General features: G+C 39.4%; 15 protein-coding genes. 6 read left to right on the top strand and 9 right to left on the bottom strand.

What is annotated here, in order from left to right; all coding sequences use genetic code 11:
* Positions 1-22: 22 nt before the first annotated feature.
* A complete protein-coding gene (locus tag HDC90_RS23245; RefSeq protein ID WP_184470745.1) occupies positions 23-2443 on the top strand; it encodes a DUF5916 domain-containing protein in 2421 nt (806 codons plus the stop codon).
* Between the two features lie 67 nt (positions 2444-2510).
* On the opposite strand, the gene HDC90_RS23240 is transcribed toward HDC90_RS23245, so the two are convergent.
* Positions 2511-3500 (bottom strand): AraC family transcriptional regulator, encoded by a 990-nt coding sequence (locus HDC90_RS23240; protein WP_184470743.1) that lies wholly within the window; start codon positions 3498-3500, stop codon positions 2511-2513.
* Positions 3501-3596: 96 nt separating this feature from the next.
* On the opposite strand from HDC90_RS23240, the gene HDC90_RS23235 reads away from it, so the two are divergent.
* Complete coding sequence (locus HDC90_RS23235; protein ID WP_184470741.1) at positions 3597-4328, top strand: hypothetical protein; 732 nt, start codon at positions 3597-3599, stop codon at positions 4326-4328.
* A 1-nt stretch (position 4329) separates the two neighbouring features.
* On the opposite strand, the gene HDC90_RS23230 is transcribed toward HDC90_RS23235, so the two are convergent.
* The 8 genes from HDC90_RS23230 to HDC90_RS23195 form a co-directional block, all read right to left on the bottom strand.
* On the bottom strand, positions 4330-5355 hold the full coding sequence (locus HDC90_RS23230) for a DUF3078 domain-containing protein (RefSeq protein WP_184470739.1): 1026 nt from the start codon (positions 5353-5355) through the stop codon (positions 4330-4332).
* A gap of 94 nt (positions 5356-5449) precedes the next feature.
* The gene (locus HDC90_RS23225; RefSeq protein WP_370576667.1) at positions 5450-5773 is read right to left on the bottom strand and encodes a hypothetical protein; all 324 of its coding nucleotides are present in this window, start codon (positions 5771-5773) and stop codon (positions 5450-5452) included.
* On the bottom strand, positions 5770-6522 hold the full coding sequence (locus HDC90_RS23220; RefSeq protein WP_184470737.1) for a hypothetical protein: 753 nt from the start codon (positions 6520-6522) through the stop codon (positions 5770-5772). Before HDC90_RS23220 ends, HDC90_RS23225 begins: the two co-directional genes overlap by 4 nt.
* 48 nt (positions 6523-6570) lie before the next feature.
* Positions 6571-7413, bottom strand: a complete 843-nt coding sequence (locus HDC90_RS23215) for a glucosaminidase domain-containing protein (protein ID WP_184470735.1) — start codon at positions 7411-7413, stop codon at positions 6571-6573.
* Between the two features lie 98 nt (positions 7414-7511).
* Positions 7512-8186, bottom strand: a complete 675-nt coding sequence (locus HDC90_RS23210; protein ID WP_184470733.1) for a glucosaminidase domain-containing protein — start codon at positions 8184-8186, stop codon at positions 7512-7514.
* A 33-nt stretch (positions 8187-8219) separates the two neighbouring features.
* Positions 8220-8855, bottom strand: a complete 636-nt coding sequence (locus HDC90_RS23205; protein ID WP_184470731.1) for an O-methyltransferase — start codon at positions 8853-8855, stop codon at positions 8220-8222.
* Positions 8856-8862: 7 nt separating this feature from the next.
* Positions 8863-9279 carry a Holliday junction resolvase RuvX gene (ruvX, locus tag HDC90_RS23200; protein WP_184470729.1) on the bottom strand — a complete coding sequence of 139 codons (417 nt, stop codon included), beginning with the start codon at positions 9277-9279 and terminating at the stop codon, positions 8863-8865.
* A 1-nt stretch (position 9280) separates the two neighbouring features.
* On the bottom strand, positions 9281-9682 hold the full coding sequence (locus tag HDC90_RS23195; protein WP_184470727.1) for a hypothetical protein: 402 nt from the start codon (positions 9680-9682) through the stop codon (positions 9281-9283).
* Between the two features lie 92 nt (positions 9683-9774).
* Here HDC90_RS23195 and HDC90_RS23190 point away from each other — a divergent pair, with 92 nt between their 5' ends.
* The 4 genes from HDC90_RS23190 to HDC90_RS23175 all read left to right on the top strand — a co-directional run bounded on the left by HDC90_RS23190 (position 9775) and on the right by HDC90_RS23175 (position 15951).
* Positions 9775-10923: an ATP-binding protein gene (locus HDC90_RS23190; protein ID WP_184470725.1), complete on the top strand. Its 1149-nt coding sequence runs from the start codon at positions 9775-9777 to the stop codon at positions 10921-10923.
* 1 nt (position 10924) lies between these two features.
* Positions 10925-12466, top strand: coding sequence for a regulatory iron-sulfur-containing complex subunit RicT (locus HDC90_RS23185; RefSeq protein WP_184470723.1), 1542 nt, complete (start codon positions 10925-10927; stop codon positions 12464-12466).
* Complete coding sequence (locus HDC90_RS23180; protein ID WP_184470721.1) at positions 12435-12926, top strand: gliding motility lipoprotein GldH; 492 nt, start codon at positions 12435-12437, stop codon at positions 12924-12926. The genes HDC90_RS23185 and HDC90_RS23180 overlap by 32 nt, the downstream gene beginning before the upstream one ends.
* Positions 12927-13092: 166 nt before the next feature.
* The gene (locus HDC90_RS23175) at positions 13093-15951 is read left to right on the top strand and encodes a TonB-dependent receptor (RefSeq protein WP_184470719.1); all 2859 of its coding nucleotides are present in this window, start codon (positions 13093-13095) and stop codon (positions 15949-15951) included.
* The last annotated feature ends 160 nt before the right edge of the window (positions 15952-16111 follow it).

The following is a 16111-nucleotide window of genomic DNA, read 5'->3' as shown; positions in this document are numbered from 1 at the left end:
TATACCTAACTAACCTAAACAAATGAAACGCTGCATCCTCCTTTTTTTCATATTTATTTGTGCTTTTTGTTCTGCTCAGGATACCTCCAAGCAAAAACAGCTTGAAGCTAAAAGAACCTCGTTAAGTCCCAAAATAGACGGTATTTTAGATGATGAGTGTTGGAGTAATGTTCCAATTGCTACTGATTTTATTCAGATCAGGCCAAATCCGGGAAAGGTAGAAACTCACGATCGGCGCACTGAAATGAAGGTGCTTTATGATGATGTTGCGATATATGTTTATGCCCGAATGTACGATCATCCTGACAGTGTTTCACACGAGCTGGTTTCGAGAGACAATATTGGCAACGCCGATTTCATTTCGATTATTGTAGATCCATTTTACGATAAAATGAACGGAAACGGCTTTTTTGTTACGGCTGCGGGTGTTCAGTTCGATGCCAAATACTCGCAAGTTGGTGATGAAGATCCAAACTGGAATGCGGTATGGGAAAGTGCAGTTAAAATTGATGATAAAGGCTGGACTTGTGAAATGAAAATCCCTTATTCGGCCTTACGCTTTTCTAGCAAGGATATCCAGAATTGGGGTTTGAATTTTAGCCGTAGGATACAGCGGAGCAATACGCAAACCTTTTGGAATTTTGTAGACCCAAAAGTAAATGGCTTTATCAACCAGGAAGGATTGTGGATGGGAATAAAAGATGTTAAACCTCCGTTAAGATTATCCTTTTCACCCTATATTTCAGCCTATGTAAACCATTATCCGGTTAATTTGCCTGGTGTAAAAAATACAACATCACGTTTTAACGGGGGTATGGACGTTAAATATGGAATTAACAACAGCTTCACGTTGGATATGACTTTAGTGCCCGATTTTGGGCAGGTACAGTCTGATAACCGGATATTAAACCTTACCCCTTTTGAAGTGAAATTTAATGAAAACCGACAGTTTTTTACAGAAGGAACGGAGCTATTTAATAAAGGCGACCTGTTTTATTCGAAGCGGATTGGCTCTATACCAGCTTATTATAATTATAAGGAGGTTGGAGGGGATAAAATTGTAAAAGATCAAACTGAAGCCAAGGTGTTAAATGCCACCAAGATTTCCGGGCGAACGGCTAAAGGCCTCGGTATTGGCATTTTTAATGCCATTACCAATAGTATGGAAACCGAGGTAGAGGATGCTCAGGGCAACCTTCGGATGGTAGAAACACAACCACTTACCAATTATAATATTTTGGTTTTCGATCAGTCGTTAAAAAACAACAGTTCGGCTACGTTTATCAACACAAACGTGCTTAGGCAAGGTGCTGCATACGATGCCAACGTGAGTGCCCTGCTTTTCAATTTAAACAATAAAGGCAATAAATATTTCGTAAACGGCGGTGGTAAAATGAGCTATTTACGGGGTGAAGAATCGAGTACGGGGTATAGTTATACATTGCGGTTTGGTAAACAGAGCGGTAACTTTACCTGGAGTTACAATCAGGTATACGCTGATGATAAATTTGATCCATCAGATATGGGATTCTTTACCAATAACAACTTTTTAGATCAGCGGATTGGTATTGGTTATAACGTATATAAGCCAAGCAAATGGTATAACCAATTTGAAAGCTGGCTTAATTTAACCTATTCGCGCAGGGCGATTCCAGCGGCTTACCAAAAAATTGGCCTTAATAGCGGTTATTGGGTACGGTTTAAAAATCTATGGTCGGCAGAGCTGGATGTAAGCTGGGATAGAAAAAGTAACGACTTTTACGAAGCGCGGAATGGGCAGCTTTACCACGCTCCCGAAAATTATGGTATAAGCTTATATATTAACCCTAACCGTGCCAAAGCCTATAATTTTGGCGGAAATATCCGCTTTTTTGAACAGCAGCTTTTTAAAGGAAAAATGTATAATTTTTACTTTTTTCAAAACTGGAGGCTGAATGATAAAGTGGCGTTTGGACTGGATTTAAACTTTAACCCGAATTACAATTACGTAAACTGGGTAACGGCACAAGGTAATCAGGCTATTTTTTCGAAATATGACCGCAGAACCGTAGAAAACTCATTTGACGCTAAATACACCTTTACCAATTTAATGGGGCTAACCGTTGTACTAAGGCATTATTGGAGTGATAGAAGAAATAAAGAATTTTACCTGCTTAAACCCGATGGTAATTTAACGGATTATCAAGGTGCGCCATTAACTGGCATGGATAGAAATTACAATGTATTCAATATCGATTTAATTTATACCTGGCAGTTTGCCCCAGGTAGTACACTGTCACTTTCGTACAAGGATGCTGCAGAAACTTATGATACTTTTTATACCGAGCGTTACAATAAAAACCTGGGTAAGATTTTAGATGCCCCTCAAAATAATAGCCTGTCAGTTAAAGTTTTATATTATGTAGATTATCTTGATCTGAAGAAAAAGAGGAAGAAGGCTTAAACCATAGGCTGTAGAGAGCATCTGTGACTAAAGACTAAAGACTAAAGACTAAAGACGCCAAACTAAACTACCTTGCTTTTGCAGGGCTTATACCGAATTTTTTACTAAAAGCACTGCTGAAATGCTGTACTGAAGAATAGCCAAGTTCATCGGAAATATGCTTAATATTTTTGGTGCTATCGGTTAAGAGTTCTTTAGCGCGCATCAGTTTATAATCGCTTAAATAACCAAAAACAGTGTTCTGAAAAACCTCTTTAAAGCCTTGTTTTAATTTAAACTCGTTTATCCCTGCTGTTTTTGCAAGCTCGGTTAATGATGGCGGATGGTTGGCATTGGCTAACAAATATTCGCGTGCATAATAAATGCGGTCTTTATCGTATGCCGATTTAATAGTAGAAGTGTTGGTTTTGTGGGCTGCAAGTTCAAAAGCCTGGGCTTGCAATGCCAAAAGTTCGAGACATTTAGATTGCAGGAATAATAACTTTAACCCGCCGGTAAACTGGCAGTTCATAATATCATTTATACAACTGTGCATCGCCAGGCTAATGGGAAGATTTTCGGAAGAAAGTTCTACCGAATGGTTATTCATGGTTTTTTCTGCAAAATTTCTTAATAAAGTGCTACTCTCGCTGGTTAAATCAATAAAGCGGGCTCTTTCGAAATTTACTTCGAAAAATTTATGAGGGCCATGGGTCGGAAATTCAGCTATACCATCAAAATCGGGGCTGTATATAATGTTGTGCTGGTTTGCTTTAATGTCGAGCCGTTTATTGGTGAGGTAATTTTCCATTACCCCGCCCCCTGTAAGCGAAAAATGTAATTCTACCAGTTCAGGTTCGTCAAAAGCTTTAATGCGTACACGACTTTTTTTCGCCAGTACATCGCCATAAACAATGTAGATACCTGAAAAAGCAATCTGCACAATCTCTGCATCACCAAAAGGGAAACTATACTTCTCCCGCCTTTCGGTTACTAATGCCGATTTAAATTCAGCATTATCGAGCACACTTCCTACGGTATAATACTTGTCGTCGCTATCGTAAATGTTTATGGCCATAAAATCCTTTTGATATAAACTTTAATCCTTTTGGTATAAAAAGGTGCACTTGTTAGACCATTACTTTTGTTCAAAGTTACTAAACAAAAGAATACGATGCCAAAATTACCATCATGGCTGGCCAATACAGTAGAAAAAGTGATCAGCAATAAAATATATCAAGTAGAAGTTGTAGAAACTAAAATGTTAAGCAGCAATTTAAAGTGTGTTACTTTTAAAGGCGATTTTTTTGATGCTAAATTTATTCCGGGTATGGAAGTGCTGCTTAGGGTTAATGCAAACGAATATCGGCATTATACCCTATCTGCCTTTGATAGAATGGAAGAAACCTGCGAAGTTATCTTTTATTTAAACAGACAGGGGCCAGGGCACAGTTTGGCTGTGAATATTCAAAAAGGAGATACGCTAAAGCTTATTCTAGACCGCGCGAGAATTAAATATAAGGAAGAATCTAACCAACATTTCTTTTTTGGTGATGAAACCAGCCTGGGTTTGTACGAATCGCTTGGGAAAAAAGTGGTAGATGAGGATGTGGAATATTTTGGTATTTTAGAGTTGCAGGAAGAGAATCTTTGCTCAGTTAAACAGCTAAATCTGTTAATTGATGTAGTGCCTTCCGATGTGGATACTCCGGCCAAAAATGCCATCAGCTGGATGGAAAATATGCACCCCATGTGCTGGGAAATGTGGCAAAATGCTACTTTTTATCTAACCGGAAGAGCAAAATCGATACAGCATTTTAAAAAGTACCTAAAGCAAAGGGGGGTAAGCTTTAGGCAGATTGTTACGATGCCATATTGGGAAATCGGTAAGGTTGGTGGTGCCTAACCTATCTAGGGAAGGTAAAGCCAAAACCCAGCGCTAAAGTTTGGTTCGCCTGTATTTTATTGGTACCGGTATCCTTATCGAACAGGAGTACGCCAGTTAAACTCGTGTTCATAAAGCGATTGATTTTTGCCGTTAATGCAACATCTAAACGGTGATCAATATTGCTGGGCTTAAAATCCTTATACGGAATGAACATCTGATAACGTGCCTTAAGATTTGTATTGGTAAATATATCCTTATCAAATGCACTTACAATCTGAAAAGCCAGCTCATTACGTACTTTTTTGCCATACTCTACCCCAAAAACAGTAGCTTTTGGCGGTTTGGTATTATCAACCGGATCAAGAAAAAGCTTTTCGTCTAAAACAAAAGTCTGGCGTGCAGTACCTGTACCTATACGGGTAGAAAAATATTTAACAGGTTTATACTCAAAACCGATAGATTCTGTTAAATAACCTGGACCCATAAATTTTGAAATCAGTGTAGCGGTTTCTTGACCGTTTGTGACACTGTAAGAATAACCGTTATCGAATTGGGATTCAAAACTTAATGATCCGAAAAAGAACCAGCTTTTAGAGAGTTGGAAAGAAGCTTTATTATCCCAAAAAATACGGTCGTTGGTTTTCTTTTGCAGCTGATCTTTGTTTTTGATTTTACCATACTGCAAAACAAGTTCGCTTACATAGCTGTAGCTGTCTTTGTTATATTCTGCCTTCCAGTTTAACAGCGCTCCAACAGCCACAGAATTGGTACCACCACCTTTCCAGTTGTTACTAAATTGAGCCTGGTTAATATTGATGCCGATGTTGGTTCTTGTTTTCCAGTAATTAATCTTAGCGTTTACCACCAAAGGCTTAATTTTTACAGGCTCAAAGTTTAATGGCCCTTGTCTGCTTGGTAAGGGACTACGCTTTAACTTTATATTCAGGTCTTTTGTATTGATCGGAATAGTATCGATTTCCTGTGCACATAATTTTGTAGAGCAGAAACTTAGAATCAGGATTATGGCAGTTAAACAGTTCTTCATTATCTACAAAGAAAAAGAAAAATTTTAGAGATAAAAAGCATTTAACAAAATGATTACCAGAACGACAATTGAAGCTAAAGTGAAAGCGGCAGTTTCACATCTTTTTGATCCAACCATACCAATTGCCATTTTTTAGGTAATTTAAGTCGGTTTCATAATCGTAAGCCTCCTTCTCAAAAATAATGTTCCGATAGGCCAGATCGTGTTTTTTGTATCTGACGAGGTTGATCAGGTAGTTAAGCAGGTACAGGGTATAAAATGGGAATACAAGCAATTCTAGCTGCTGGCGCAGATGGATTTTCTCATGATTAATAATCTCCGGATCGTTTTTAAGCTTTGCCGATTTTAGCAGGATAAACGGAAAGATTGCCATGCCCGCCGCCGGAAGTTTTTTAACAATCAGGATGGGCGCTTTCACAACTTATCGATCTTTATTTTAGGCAATGTAGGTAATTGTAAGGCTTTAGGATTTAGCCTGTAGCTTTTATAGGCATTCCTGATAAAAAGATTAAAAGCATAATCTGTTGCGTCTAATACAAATTGATAAGTTGGGCGATATTGCTGCATAAAATCTGTCAGTTCAGCGTCTTTTATGCCTAATACCTGACTAACCAGGCTGGCATTGAAACGATAATCAATCAATTCTTCACGATAATCTTTTTCTAGGATTTTTTGAAGGTGACGGGCATTTCTTCCTTGTCTGCTTAACAGGTTATAAATTGCATCGATACCCAAACCAACACCACCGTTGCCTAAATTCAATAAATCTTTACTACTTCCCTTCATGGTTTGGTAACGATATTCCTGAACATTTTTTTCGTATTGCTGCTGCGGGCTTAATTTTTTTTGCTGAATAACTACGTCACGCAGTCTGATGCCAAGCGATCTGAGTTGAAAGTAGGCAGCTGTTTGTCCTTTAAAAACAATAGTATCTACACCGTAGCCCGATAAAGCTGCAACCAAGGTATCGCCTGGTAGCGCAAAGGTGCTAAATTCGCCTTTCGTATTGTTGTACAAACCATCACCCGTACGGATGTTATAAATATAAACCTTGGCCAAACGCTGCTTGGTTTCTTTATCAATAACAATTCCCTGCACAGGTTTATTTTGTGCATAAAGCAACGTACAGCAGCCGAAAGCAAGTATAAAGGAAATAAAAAACTTCATTAAGCTACAAAACTACAAATATCTGCCAGGCTATGTTTGTACTTAACATTATTTAACCTTAAGCGTTTGACCTAGCTTAATGGCGTCGGTATTCATCTCGTTCAGCATTTTTAACTGATCGACCGTTAAATTAAAGCGTTTTGCAATATTATAAAGTGTGTCTCCTTTAACAACGGTGTAAGTGCCATCGGCAAGAATTGGCTTGGCGCCAGCAGGCGGTGTTTCGACGGGTGTAAACTTAGCTTTCTCTTGTGGAATATTTTGATTGATTTCCGTAAAGACACGATCTTCGCGGGCAATCTTTTGCTTCTCGCTTTCTGGTTGATCGTACTGGTAGAGCTGGTATTTTTCGATGGTATTGATCAACAGGTCGGGATATTTTGGATTGGTTGCATAGCCTGCTGTTTTTAATCCCTGCGCCCAACTTTTATAATCGTTCTTATCCAACTGGAAAAGAAAACTGTAACGTTTGCGTTTTAAAAACTCAGAATGATCTCTAAAAGATTCGCGCGCATCTTTATATACCCTAAAACAGTCGTTTTTCTGGTCGTCATCACGGAAATAGTTTTTTCCTTTCCACTCTGAAGTACATTTAATGCCGAAATGGTTATTGGCATACTTGGCCAAATCGCTATTTCCACTGCCCGATTCTAAAATACCCTGTGCTAAAGTAATACTTGCAGGAATACCGGCTGAGTTCATTTCTTCTATAGCTACGCCTTTAAACTCATCAATATAACTTAAGGTATTATAGCTTTTGTACGAGTTATTATTGGCTTTGTTGGCTTCCTTTTCGATCTGTTTGTTGTTTTTAGAAAATTTCCGCGTACCGCACGAACTAAAAAAGATGAGTATTGCTGCTATAAGGATGTAATGGTTATATGAACGCATATGGGGTTAATGGTTTAAATCGGTTAACTGGTTAATTGTGAACTGAATGAAGTTCGTTGTTGGATTCGACTTCGGACTCATGACTATGGATTCAAGACTCAAAACCGTAACTTTTGTCCTGGTTTTAAGTTTGCCTTTTTAATGCCGTTTTTCTGCATGAGGGACTTCACGGTTGTGCCTTTCTTTTTGGCAATTATGCTCAGGTTATCGCCAGATTTTACGGTATAACTTTTTGTTGTTCTTCTGTTTTTTGCTCGGTGCCTAACAGGTGCTGCATACACAGGCTCTTCATACCCCTCTGGCCGCTCATCGTATTGATAGAGTTCGTATTTTTTAATTAAGCCAATTACCTGGTTGGCCCAGCTTCTACTTCTGGCGTAACCACAGCGGTGTATTCCATAAGCCCAGCCTTTGTAATCGTATTGATCGTATTTTTCAAAAAGATTATTAAAAGGCTCTCGGGTTTCCATAATCTCTACAAAATGGCTGTAAGACTCATCTGCATTTAAATAATCTCGGTAAGATGACCTGATTTCGGTATTGTTGTTCGGGCCTTTTACTCCAAAATGATTATTAAGGTGTTGTGCTATTTTACTGCTTCCGGCAGCCGATTCATGGATGGCAACAGCTAAAATAACACTGGCCGGAATTTTATGATCGTGCATTAAACCCTGCGCATATTCTACATGCTCTGCAATATAATCTTCTGTGTCTTGTGCCTTAACAATAATCGTTGTTAAAAGGAGCAGACAAAAAGTAAAAATTTTCTTCATTTCTTTTTTGGTTAATAGACCATTAAGCCATCATCAGTTTTTCCTAATCACAAACAAACCATCCCGAACAGGTAATATTAATTTCTCAACCCGTTCATCTGCAGCTATTTTATCATTAAAACTAGTAATATTTCTGGTGTCTTTATCCTGTTTCTCCTGAAGTACTTTTCCACTCCATAGTACATTATCCACAATAATAATCCCGCCAGGGCGAACGCGATCAAAAATGAGATCGTAATAGGTGCCATTGTTTTTCTTGTCGGCATCGATAAAAACAATATCGAAAACTTCGTCTAAGTCTGCTATTGTAGCGGTGGCATCGCCTAAGATATAGTTGATCTGATGGTTAAATGCAGATTGGGCAAAGTTCTGGCGAACCATATCTTCCAATTCTTCATTAATATCCAGCGTATACACCACGCCATCTTTGGTTAAGCCCTCAGCAAGGCATAAAGTGGCATAGCCGGTAAAAGTGCCGATTTCTAAAATCCTTCTGGGGGAAATCATTTTGCTGAGCATGCTCAAAACCCGGCCCTGATAGTGGCCAGATAGCATACGGGGCATTAAAACTTTAAGATTGGTTTCGCGATCTATCTGTTGAAGCAGTTCGCTTTCAGGTTCGCAATAAGCAATTAGTAAATCCTGTAAATCGTCGTTTATTAGGCTCATTTGTTGATTATAAACGGTTACTTTCCATAAAATATTGTAAAATGATGGTTGCGGCGATGGTATCAACTCTATCTTTATCCCTTCTGTCCATTTTTTTTAAACCGCTTTGCATAATGGCCTGATGGGCAAGTTTAGAGGTAAAACGCTCATCAACCCAGTGCCTGGGGATATCGGGGAATGATTTTTTTAACAGTGTGGCAAAACCTTTTACATGTTGTGCCGAATCGGACGGAGAACCATCCATTTGTTTAGGATCGCCGAGGACAAAAGCTTCCACTTGCTCGGTAAGCATATACTTTTTAACATATTCGATCACATCTTTAGGATGCACCGTGTCCAATCCTGTTGCAATAATCTGCAAAGGATCGGTTACTGCAATGCCGATGCGTTTGGTGCCATAATCGAAGGCTAAAATTCTGGGCATATTAATCTGCTATGCGTTTGGTGTTTGGCGTAAAGCGTTTACACCGTTTAAAAAATGAAAGCCCAAAGGTAAGGTTTTTGAAATTATAGGTAAACTTAAGTGGTAATGCCTTGGTAACATGTTTGTATTGGCTGAAAAATCTATTTTTTGTTTTTTTGAAAGCAAAACCTATAGTACTTAGCAATGTCGGTTTAGTTGATGCAGACCAGTGCGGTTGGGTAAAGTTGCGTAGTGCGCTATTTGATGTTCCCGAAGAATTACTGATTTTAGTTAAATAAACCTGATAGAACGAAAAGCCCGGAGCGCAGCGAGGACTTGAAGGGATAGCAGGACTTTCGGAACCGAAACGCACTAGACCTCGCTTTTCAAAATAATATTGACCAAATAAGTTAACGGAAGTCATGAGCTTTATTTAACGCTTAAAAAATGTGGTTCAAAAGTAAGATCGTAACAACGAATGTGTGAATCTCGTATCTATTTCTTATTTTGCACCAAATGCAGTTTAAAGAAATCATAGGACAGGAAAGAGTGAAGCAACAATTGGTGCAAACGGTTAAAGAAAACCGCATTAGCCATGCGCAACTGTTTTTGTCACCTGCTGGTTCTGGCGCTGTACCTCTGGCTATTGCCTATGCACAATACATCAATTGCCTTAACAGAGGCGAAAATGATAGCTGCGGTGACTGTTCGAGCTGTAGAAAATACGAACGTTTAATTCATCCTGATCTACATTTCTCCTATCCTTTTTTTGCCGCGGCAAGTGTAAAAACGGCGGTAGATGTATTGGAAGAATGGCGGGGTATGGTAATGCAAGACCCTTATTTCGATATGGATATCTGGCGCTCTAAACTCGATGCTGCCAATAAACAGGCTAACATTAACATAGCCGAATGCCACGATATTATTAAAAAGCTAAGTTATAAGGCTTTCGAAGCCGAAACAAAGGTTTTAATTATGTGGCTTCCCGAATACCTGGATAAAGCGGGCAATGCCTTGTTGAAATTAATTGAAGAACCACCTGCTAATACTTTATTTATATTAATTGCGCAAAGTCAGGATCAGATTTTGACCACCATTTTATCCAGAACGCAAATTGTGAAAATCCCAAAACTTTCGTCGGAAGAGGTGACAGGATATTTATTAAATGCGAGTGGATTAAGCGAGCACCAGGCTATTGATTATTCATTTTTGGCCGATGGAAATTTAATTGAGGCAAAAGCACTGGCAGCAGATACGCAAAACGATAGCTCTGGTACGTTTACTGCCTGGCTGAGGATGGGATTTGGCAATAAAGTGCCTGATCTGATCGATTTTACCGACGAGGCAGCCAAGTGGGGAAGAGAAAACCAGAAGAATTTTTTAAAATATGGCGTAAATTATTTACGCGAATGTTGTTTGATTTTGAGCGGGGCTGAAGAATTGGTGAAATTACCTCCCCTAACCTTCGAAACGGCCAAAAAACTCAGCACACATGTACTTACCTTGCCTATGGCAGAGGCCATAATTGGCGAACTGGAAAAGGCACATTACCACATTGAAAGAAACGCAAACCCGAAAATTCTGTTTTTAGATGTATCTTTACAATTGGTAAAAATTATCAAGTTTAAAACGCTCCCTGCGGGGACTCAATATATATACAATTAATATGGGATGTGGAAGTTGTTCAACAGGTGGTGGTTGCACCCCTAATGGATGCAAAAGTAATGGCTCATGCGGCACCGGTGGTTGCCAAACAATGGAAGTTCACGATTGGCTGTCTAATTTGGATATGCCTTCTAATTATAAGCCTTTTCAGGTTACAGAAATCAAATTTAAAGGCTCACGCAAAGAGTTTTTCCTTAATAACGACAACATTTACCTCGAAATTGGAGAGCTTGTTGCCGTTGAAGGACCAACCGGAGGCTTTGATGTAGGGCACGTTTCGCTTACCGGCGAATTGGTACGTATCCAGATGAAACGCCGCAAAACTGCGCTTGATCAGGTAACCAAAAAAATATACCGTAAGGCTACAGAGGCTGATGTGGAGAAATGGAATGCCGCCAAAGGGATGGAATGGGAAACCATGCACAAAGCCCGTAAACTGGCACTCGATCTCCGCTTGCAGATGAAAATCAGTGATGTAGATTACCAGGCCGATAAAACCAAAGCAACATTTTTTTATACTGCCGATGGACGTGTGGATTTCCGCGAACTGATAAAAAAAATGGCCGAAAGTTTCCGTATCCGGATCGAAATGCGCCAGATTGGGATGCGCCAGGAAGCTGGCCGTTTAGGTGGAATCGGCTCCTGTGGCCGCGAGTTATGCTGCTCTACCTGGTTAACCAATTTTAAAACGGTTTCTACAGCTGCGGCTCGATATCAAAATTTATCTTTAAATACATTAAAGCTCGCTGGCCAGTGCGGCAAATTAAAATGCTGCTTAAATTATGAGCTTGATACCTATTTAGATGCATTAAAAGATATTCCAGACAGGATTGAAAACCTGGATACAGAAGGGGGGTATGCCCGCCATCAAAAGACAGATATTTTCAAAAAAATCATGTGGTTTAGTTACCAGGGCGATGAAAACTGGATTCCGGTTAAAGCTGCCCGGGTAAAAGAAATCATGGCCATGAACAAGGCGGGTAAAAAAGCACCTAATTTAAAAGAAGAAGCGGTACAGGTTGCGGCGCCTGTGGTGGTAGAAAAATCTTTCGATTACGAAAATGTAGTGGGTCAGGATAGTTTAACACGCTTAGACGAACGTTCTCGTGGTAAAAACAACCAGAACAAAAACAATAACCAGAAAAACAACCGCAACAATAATCAAAATAGAAGAGAAAGAGTACCTGCCGGAGAGAAGAACGCTGGAGCTAATAATAAACCTCAACAGCCTCAGCATGGTGCACAGAAAGCTCAACAAGGCGGAAAACAACAACCTAACGGATCAAAACCGCAGCAAAATGCAGGTCAAAAGCCCCAGCAGACTGTTCCGAAACCACAGCATGTTAATGGGCCAAAACCTCAAAACAATAAGCAAAAACAGCAGCCACAAGCACAAAAGCCCGTAGTAAAAGCTGAAGGGAATGTAGCGGCAGAGGGTGTTAGGCCAGAGCAGAGCAAAAATAAGAATAGAAATAACCGTAGGAAAAATAACAACCGCCGAAACAATAATAATGGTTCAGAAAATAAACCTGCTGCTGAATAAAAAGCATATCATTTTGCTTGGCTTTTTATTGATGATTACACTATTTGTAGGTTGTACAGCCAGCGTAATTGATAGCAATGTAGAAATTGCCAATCGCAGGTGGACGTACCGTAACCATATTTCGACAGTATTTGAAATAAAAGACAATACCAAAGCCTATAATATTTATTTCAAGCTAAGGCATACCGCAGATTATAAATACGCCAATATATTTATTCTTGCCCATTTTAAGGATGGTAAAAAAATGATAACCAAACGTTATCAATATAAATTGGCTAAAAATGATGGCGAATGGTTGGGTAGTGGTTCTGGAAACGTATTCAGCTATAGTTTACCCATGCTAACCAATTATCGTTTTCCGAGAAATGGCAAGTTTGAAATCGAAATTGAGCAGAATATGCGCGATAATCCGCTGTTGGAGGTGAGCGATGTTGGTGTTTTGGTTGATTTTGCTCAATAATTTGTTTATTTCTTGCCTGGAATTTAATTTTTTGCATTTTTTCGATCGTTTGTCTTTAATTATCTACATGAAAAGGGTGGTTTTTTAGTATTTAGTTCTTTATCAGGTAGTTGTTGTGTGGAAGTGTGTAATAAAATTGTTATTATTGTTTATAAACCTATAAACTATGATCAAAATTTTATTCAAAAACACCCTCGCTATTCTCCTCTTTCTAACGTCGGCGCAGTTATTTGCGCAAGGCTTAAAAGGTAAAGTTACTGATTCAGCCGGCTTAGCAATACCAGGTGCAACTCTTCAGGTAGTTGGCTCAAAAATTGGCACATCTTCTGATGGAAATGGGCTTTATGCCTTAAAGTTTCCTTCTGCAGGAGCTTATAAAGTCCGGATTTCTTTTACCGGTTACCAAACAGCTGAAGTAGCCGTTCAGATTGATAATACTGTGAAAACGATGGATTTTGTGCTGCAGGATGCGAAAGAACTTTTAAGTGATGTAGTGGTGGTCGGATCAAGATCAACGCCGAGAACGAACATTGAAAGTGTGGTCCCTGTTGATTTGATCTCTACAAAAGACGTTAAAGTATTTGCGCAGACAGATTTAACACAGATTTTAAACTTTGTGGCACCATCTTTTAGCTCTAACCGGCAAACCGTTTCTGATGGAACCGATCATATCGATCCTGCCTCTTTACGTGGTTTAGGACCAGATCAGGTTTTGGTTTTGGTAAACGGAAAACGCAGGCATACCACAGCACTGGTAAACATTAACGGTACTTTTGGCCGGGGTTCTGTTGGAACTGATTTAAACTCCATTCCGGTTTCGGCAATAGAACGGATCGAAGTTTTGCGTGATGGCGCTGCCGCACAATACGGTTCGGATGCCATTGCCGGCGTAATCAATATTGTGTTAAAAAAGATAACGCCTTATAGTTTCTCTACCTCTTTTGGCCAATCTTCTTCAGGTGCGCTAGGGCGCGATTTTAGCGATGGCAGAACTTTTCAGGTTGATTTTAGCAAAGGCTGGGCATTTAAAAATGATAAAGGCTTCATTAATTTTGCTGCACAATATCTTCAACGGGGATACACCAACCGTGGCGGTTTAGATACCCGTCCTTTATTATATTCTGCAAATCCAACCAAAGGTCCAACAGAAACCGAAGCTGCTTTTCAGGCCCGTTTTGCAAGCTTAAAGGCGGCTGATGACGCCAGGGCTGCAGCAAATGGCCTGGATAGAAACAACATGCGCGTTGGTAATTCTGACTCTAAAAATGGTGGAGGGTTTTTAAACGGGCAGTTTAATTTTGGAAAAACCACCCAACTCTATTATGCAGCAGGTTTTACCCATAAAACGGGAAGTGCGGCAGGTTTTTATCGTTTACCGACACAAACCACTCAGATAGATTTGTCGATCTACCCTAACGGATTTTTACCATTTATCGATACGAAGATCAATGATTATTCATTTTCTGCGGGTTTAAGAGGTAAAATAGGCACCTGGGATTACGACCTAAGTAATACAAGCGGAGAGAATACCATTGAGTTTAATATTGACAACACGGTAAATGCCTCTTTACCAACTGGCACTAGCCCTACTTCGTTTTATGCAGGAGAATTGCTGTTCAGACAGAATACCAGTAACCTCGATATAAACAAAAAACACACTTTTGACGGTGGATTTTTAACTTCGTTAAATACTGCCTTTGGAGGAGAATTTAGGATAGATAACTATCAGATCAAAGAGGGCGAACTGTTATCCTATTCAAATGGTGGAAGGTTGATCGGAACATCCCCTACTGCGTCTGGCGCACAGGTATTTCCTGGATTTAAACCGAGCAATGCGTTGGATAAATCAAGGCATAACGTTGGCGCTTATGCCGATCTGGAAGCTGAGTTTGGATCAAGGGTAACTTTAGAAGCAGCTGGCCGTTACGAAAACTATAGTGATTTCGGTTCAAACTTTTCTTATAAATTTACAGGTAAGATTAAGCTTTTTGGAGATGTTTCATTACGTGGGGCTTACGCAACTGGCTTTAGGGCTCCTTCATTACACCAACAATATTTTAATAATGAGAGTACACAGTTTGTTGGCACAAATGCAACTCAGGTTTTAACGGTAAATAATGCAAACCCTATTGTGGGCCAATTTGGTGTTGGTGCATTAAAACCTGAAATTTCTAAATCGGGAAGTTTAGGATTAGCAGGCAAAATAGCCAAAACCTTTACTTTTACCGTTGATGCTTATAACATTGATATTAGCGACAGGATTGTTTTCTCCAGTCAATATGCCCGCGAACGTTCTGGCGGCGTTTTAGTGCCGACCGGTGTCGTGAACCAGATTTTAAATACCGTAGATCCAACAGCACAAATTAACAGTGTGCAGTTTTTTACCAATGCCATTACCACTAATACCGCAGGAATAGATGTGGTTTTAACCAATAGATTCAATTTAGGTACAAAAAGCAGCTTAATTTTAAGTGTTGCCGGAAATCTAAACAAAACCGTGGTAAGAAGCATACAGGGTTCCGATAAAATTGAAAGCGACCCAACTTTGAAAGCGAAATTATTCGATCGTTTGGAACGCTCCCGTTTCGAAAGTTCCGTACCTAAAAATAAATTGAACATTACCGCAACCTATAACGTGAGTAAATTATCATTTGTGGCAAGAACAGTTCGGTTTGGAGAGGTTACTTATTTAAACGCCATCGATCCAAATATCCCTGCCAATGGTTTACCCATTCAATTGGACCAAACTTTTGCGCCAAAATGGATAACTGACTTCTCCGTAAGTTACGCAGCAAGCAAGACATGGTCGGTAACCGTTGGTGCAAACAATATTTTTGATGTTTATCCCGATAAATTATACATTAACCCACGTAATAATGCAAATAATTTGAGTGGAGACGCGGCGAGTAATTATTCGGGGGGATTAGATAATACTTCGAACGGTAGATTTTTATATCCCAGGGCAGTAAGCCAGTTCGGCTTTAACGGGCGCTATGTTTATGGTAAAATTGCCTGCACTTTTTAAGAATATTAAGTTGAGTAGCTGTCTCAAAGAATTTTAATATTGATATATCGTCATTCCCAATCAGGTTCACTGTTGTCCGGTTAAAATTGATTATTGAAGATAAATAAGGCTTATTGGCTAATTAAGGTTGTTTATGTTTTAAAATCTATTTCTAAGGTCC

It is taken from the genome of Pedobacter sp. AK013 (assembly GCF_014205835.1).
Lineage (GTDB): Bacteria > Bacteroidota > Bacteroidia > Sphingobacteriales > Sphingobacteriaceae > Pedobacter.
Note: the sequence above shows the minus strand (reverse complement) of the source record. Positions and strands in the feature narration are given on the sequence as shown.

Bases quoted from the DNA above. Each gene is read 5' to 3' on its own strand.
- ruvX (WP_184470729.1), bottom strand. From the start codon at position 9,279: ATGCCCAGAATTTTAGCCTTCGATTATGGCACCAAACGCATCGGCATT.
- HDC90_RS23240 (WP_184470743.1), bottom strand. From the start codon at position 3,500: ATGGCCATAAACATTTACGATAGCGACGACAAGTATTATACCGTAGGA.
- HDC90_RS23195 (WP_184470727.1), bottom strand. From the start codon at position 9,682: ATGACTTCCGTTAACTTATTTGGTCAATATTATTTTGAAAAGCGAGGT.
- HDC90_RS23245 (WP_184470745.1), top strand. From the start codon at position 23: ATGAAACGCTGCATCCTCCTTTTTTTCATATTTATTTGTGCTTTTTGT.
- HDC90_RS23220 (WP_184470737.1), bottom strand. From the start codon at position 6,522: ATGAAGTTTTTTATTTCCTTTATACTTGCTTTCGGCTGCTGTACGTTG.
- HDC90_RS23190 (WP_184470725.1), top strand. From the start codon at position 9,775: ATGCAGTTTAAAGAAATCATAGGACAGGAAAGAGTGAAGCAACAATTG.
- HDC90_RS23205 (WP_184470731.1), bottom strand. From the start codon at position 8,855: ATGAGCCTAATAAACGACGATTTACAGGATTTACTAATTGCTTATTGC.
- HDC90_RS23180 (WP_184470721.1), top strand. From the start codon at position 12,435: ATGGTTCAGAAAATAAACCTGCTGCTGAATAAAAAGCATATCATTTTG.
- HDC90_RS23215 (WP_184470735.1), bottom strand. From the start codon at position 7,413: ATGCGTTCATATAACCATTACATCCTTATAGCAGCAATACTCATCTTT.
- HDC90_RS23210 (WP_184470733.1), bottom strand. From the start codon at position 8,186: ATGAAGAAAATTTTTACTTTTTGTCTGCTCCTTTTAACAACGATTATT.
- HDC90_RS23185 (WP_184470723.1), top strand. From the start codon at position 10,925: ATGGGATGTGGAAGTTGTTCAACAGGTGGTGGTTGCACCCCTAATGGA.
- HDC90_RS23235 (WP_184470741.1), top strand. From the start codon at position 3,597: ATGCCAAAATTACCATCATGGCTGGCCAATACAGTAGAAAAAGTGATC.
- HDC90_RS23230 (WP_184470739.1), bottom strand. From the start codon at position 5,355: ATGAAGAACTGTTTAACTGCCATAATCCTGATTCTAAGTTTCTGCTCT.
- HDC90_RS23175 (WP_184470719.1), top strand. From the start codon at position 13,093: ATGATCAAAATTTTATTCAAAAACACCCTCGCTATTCTCCTCTTTCTA.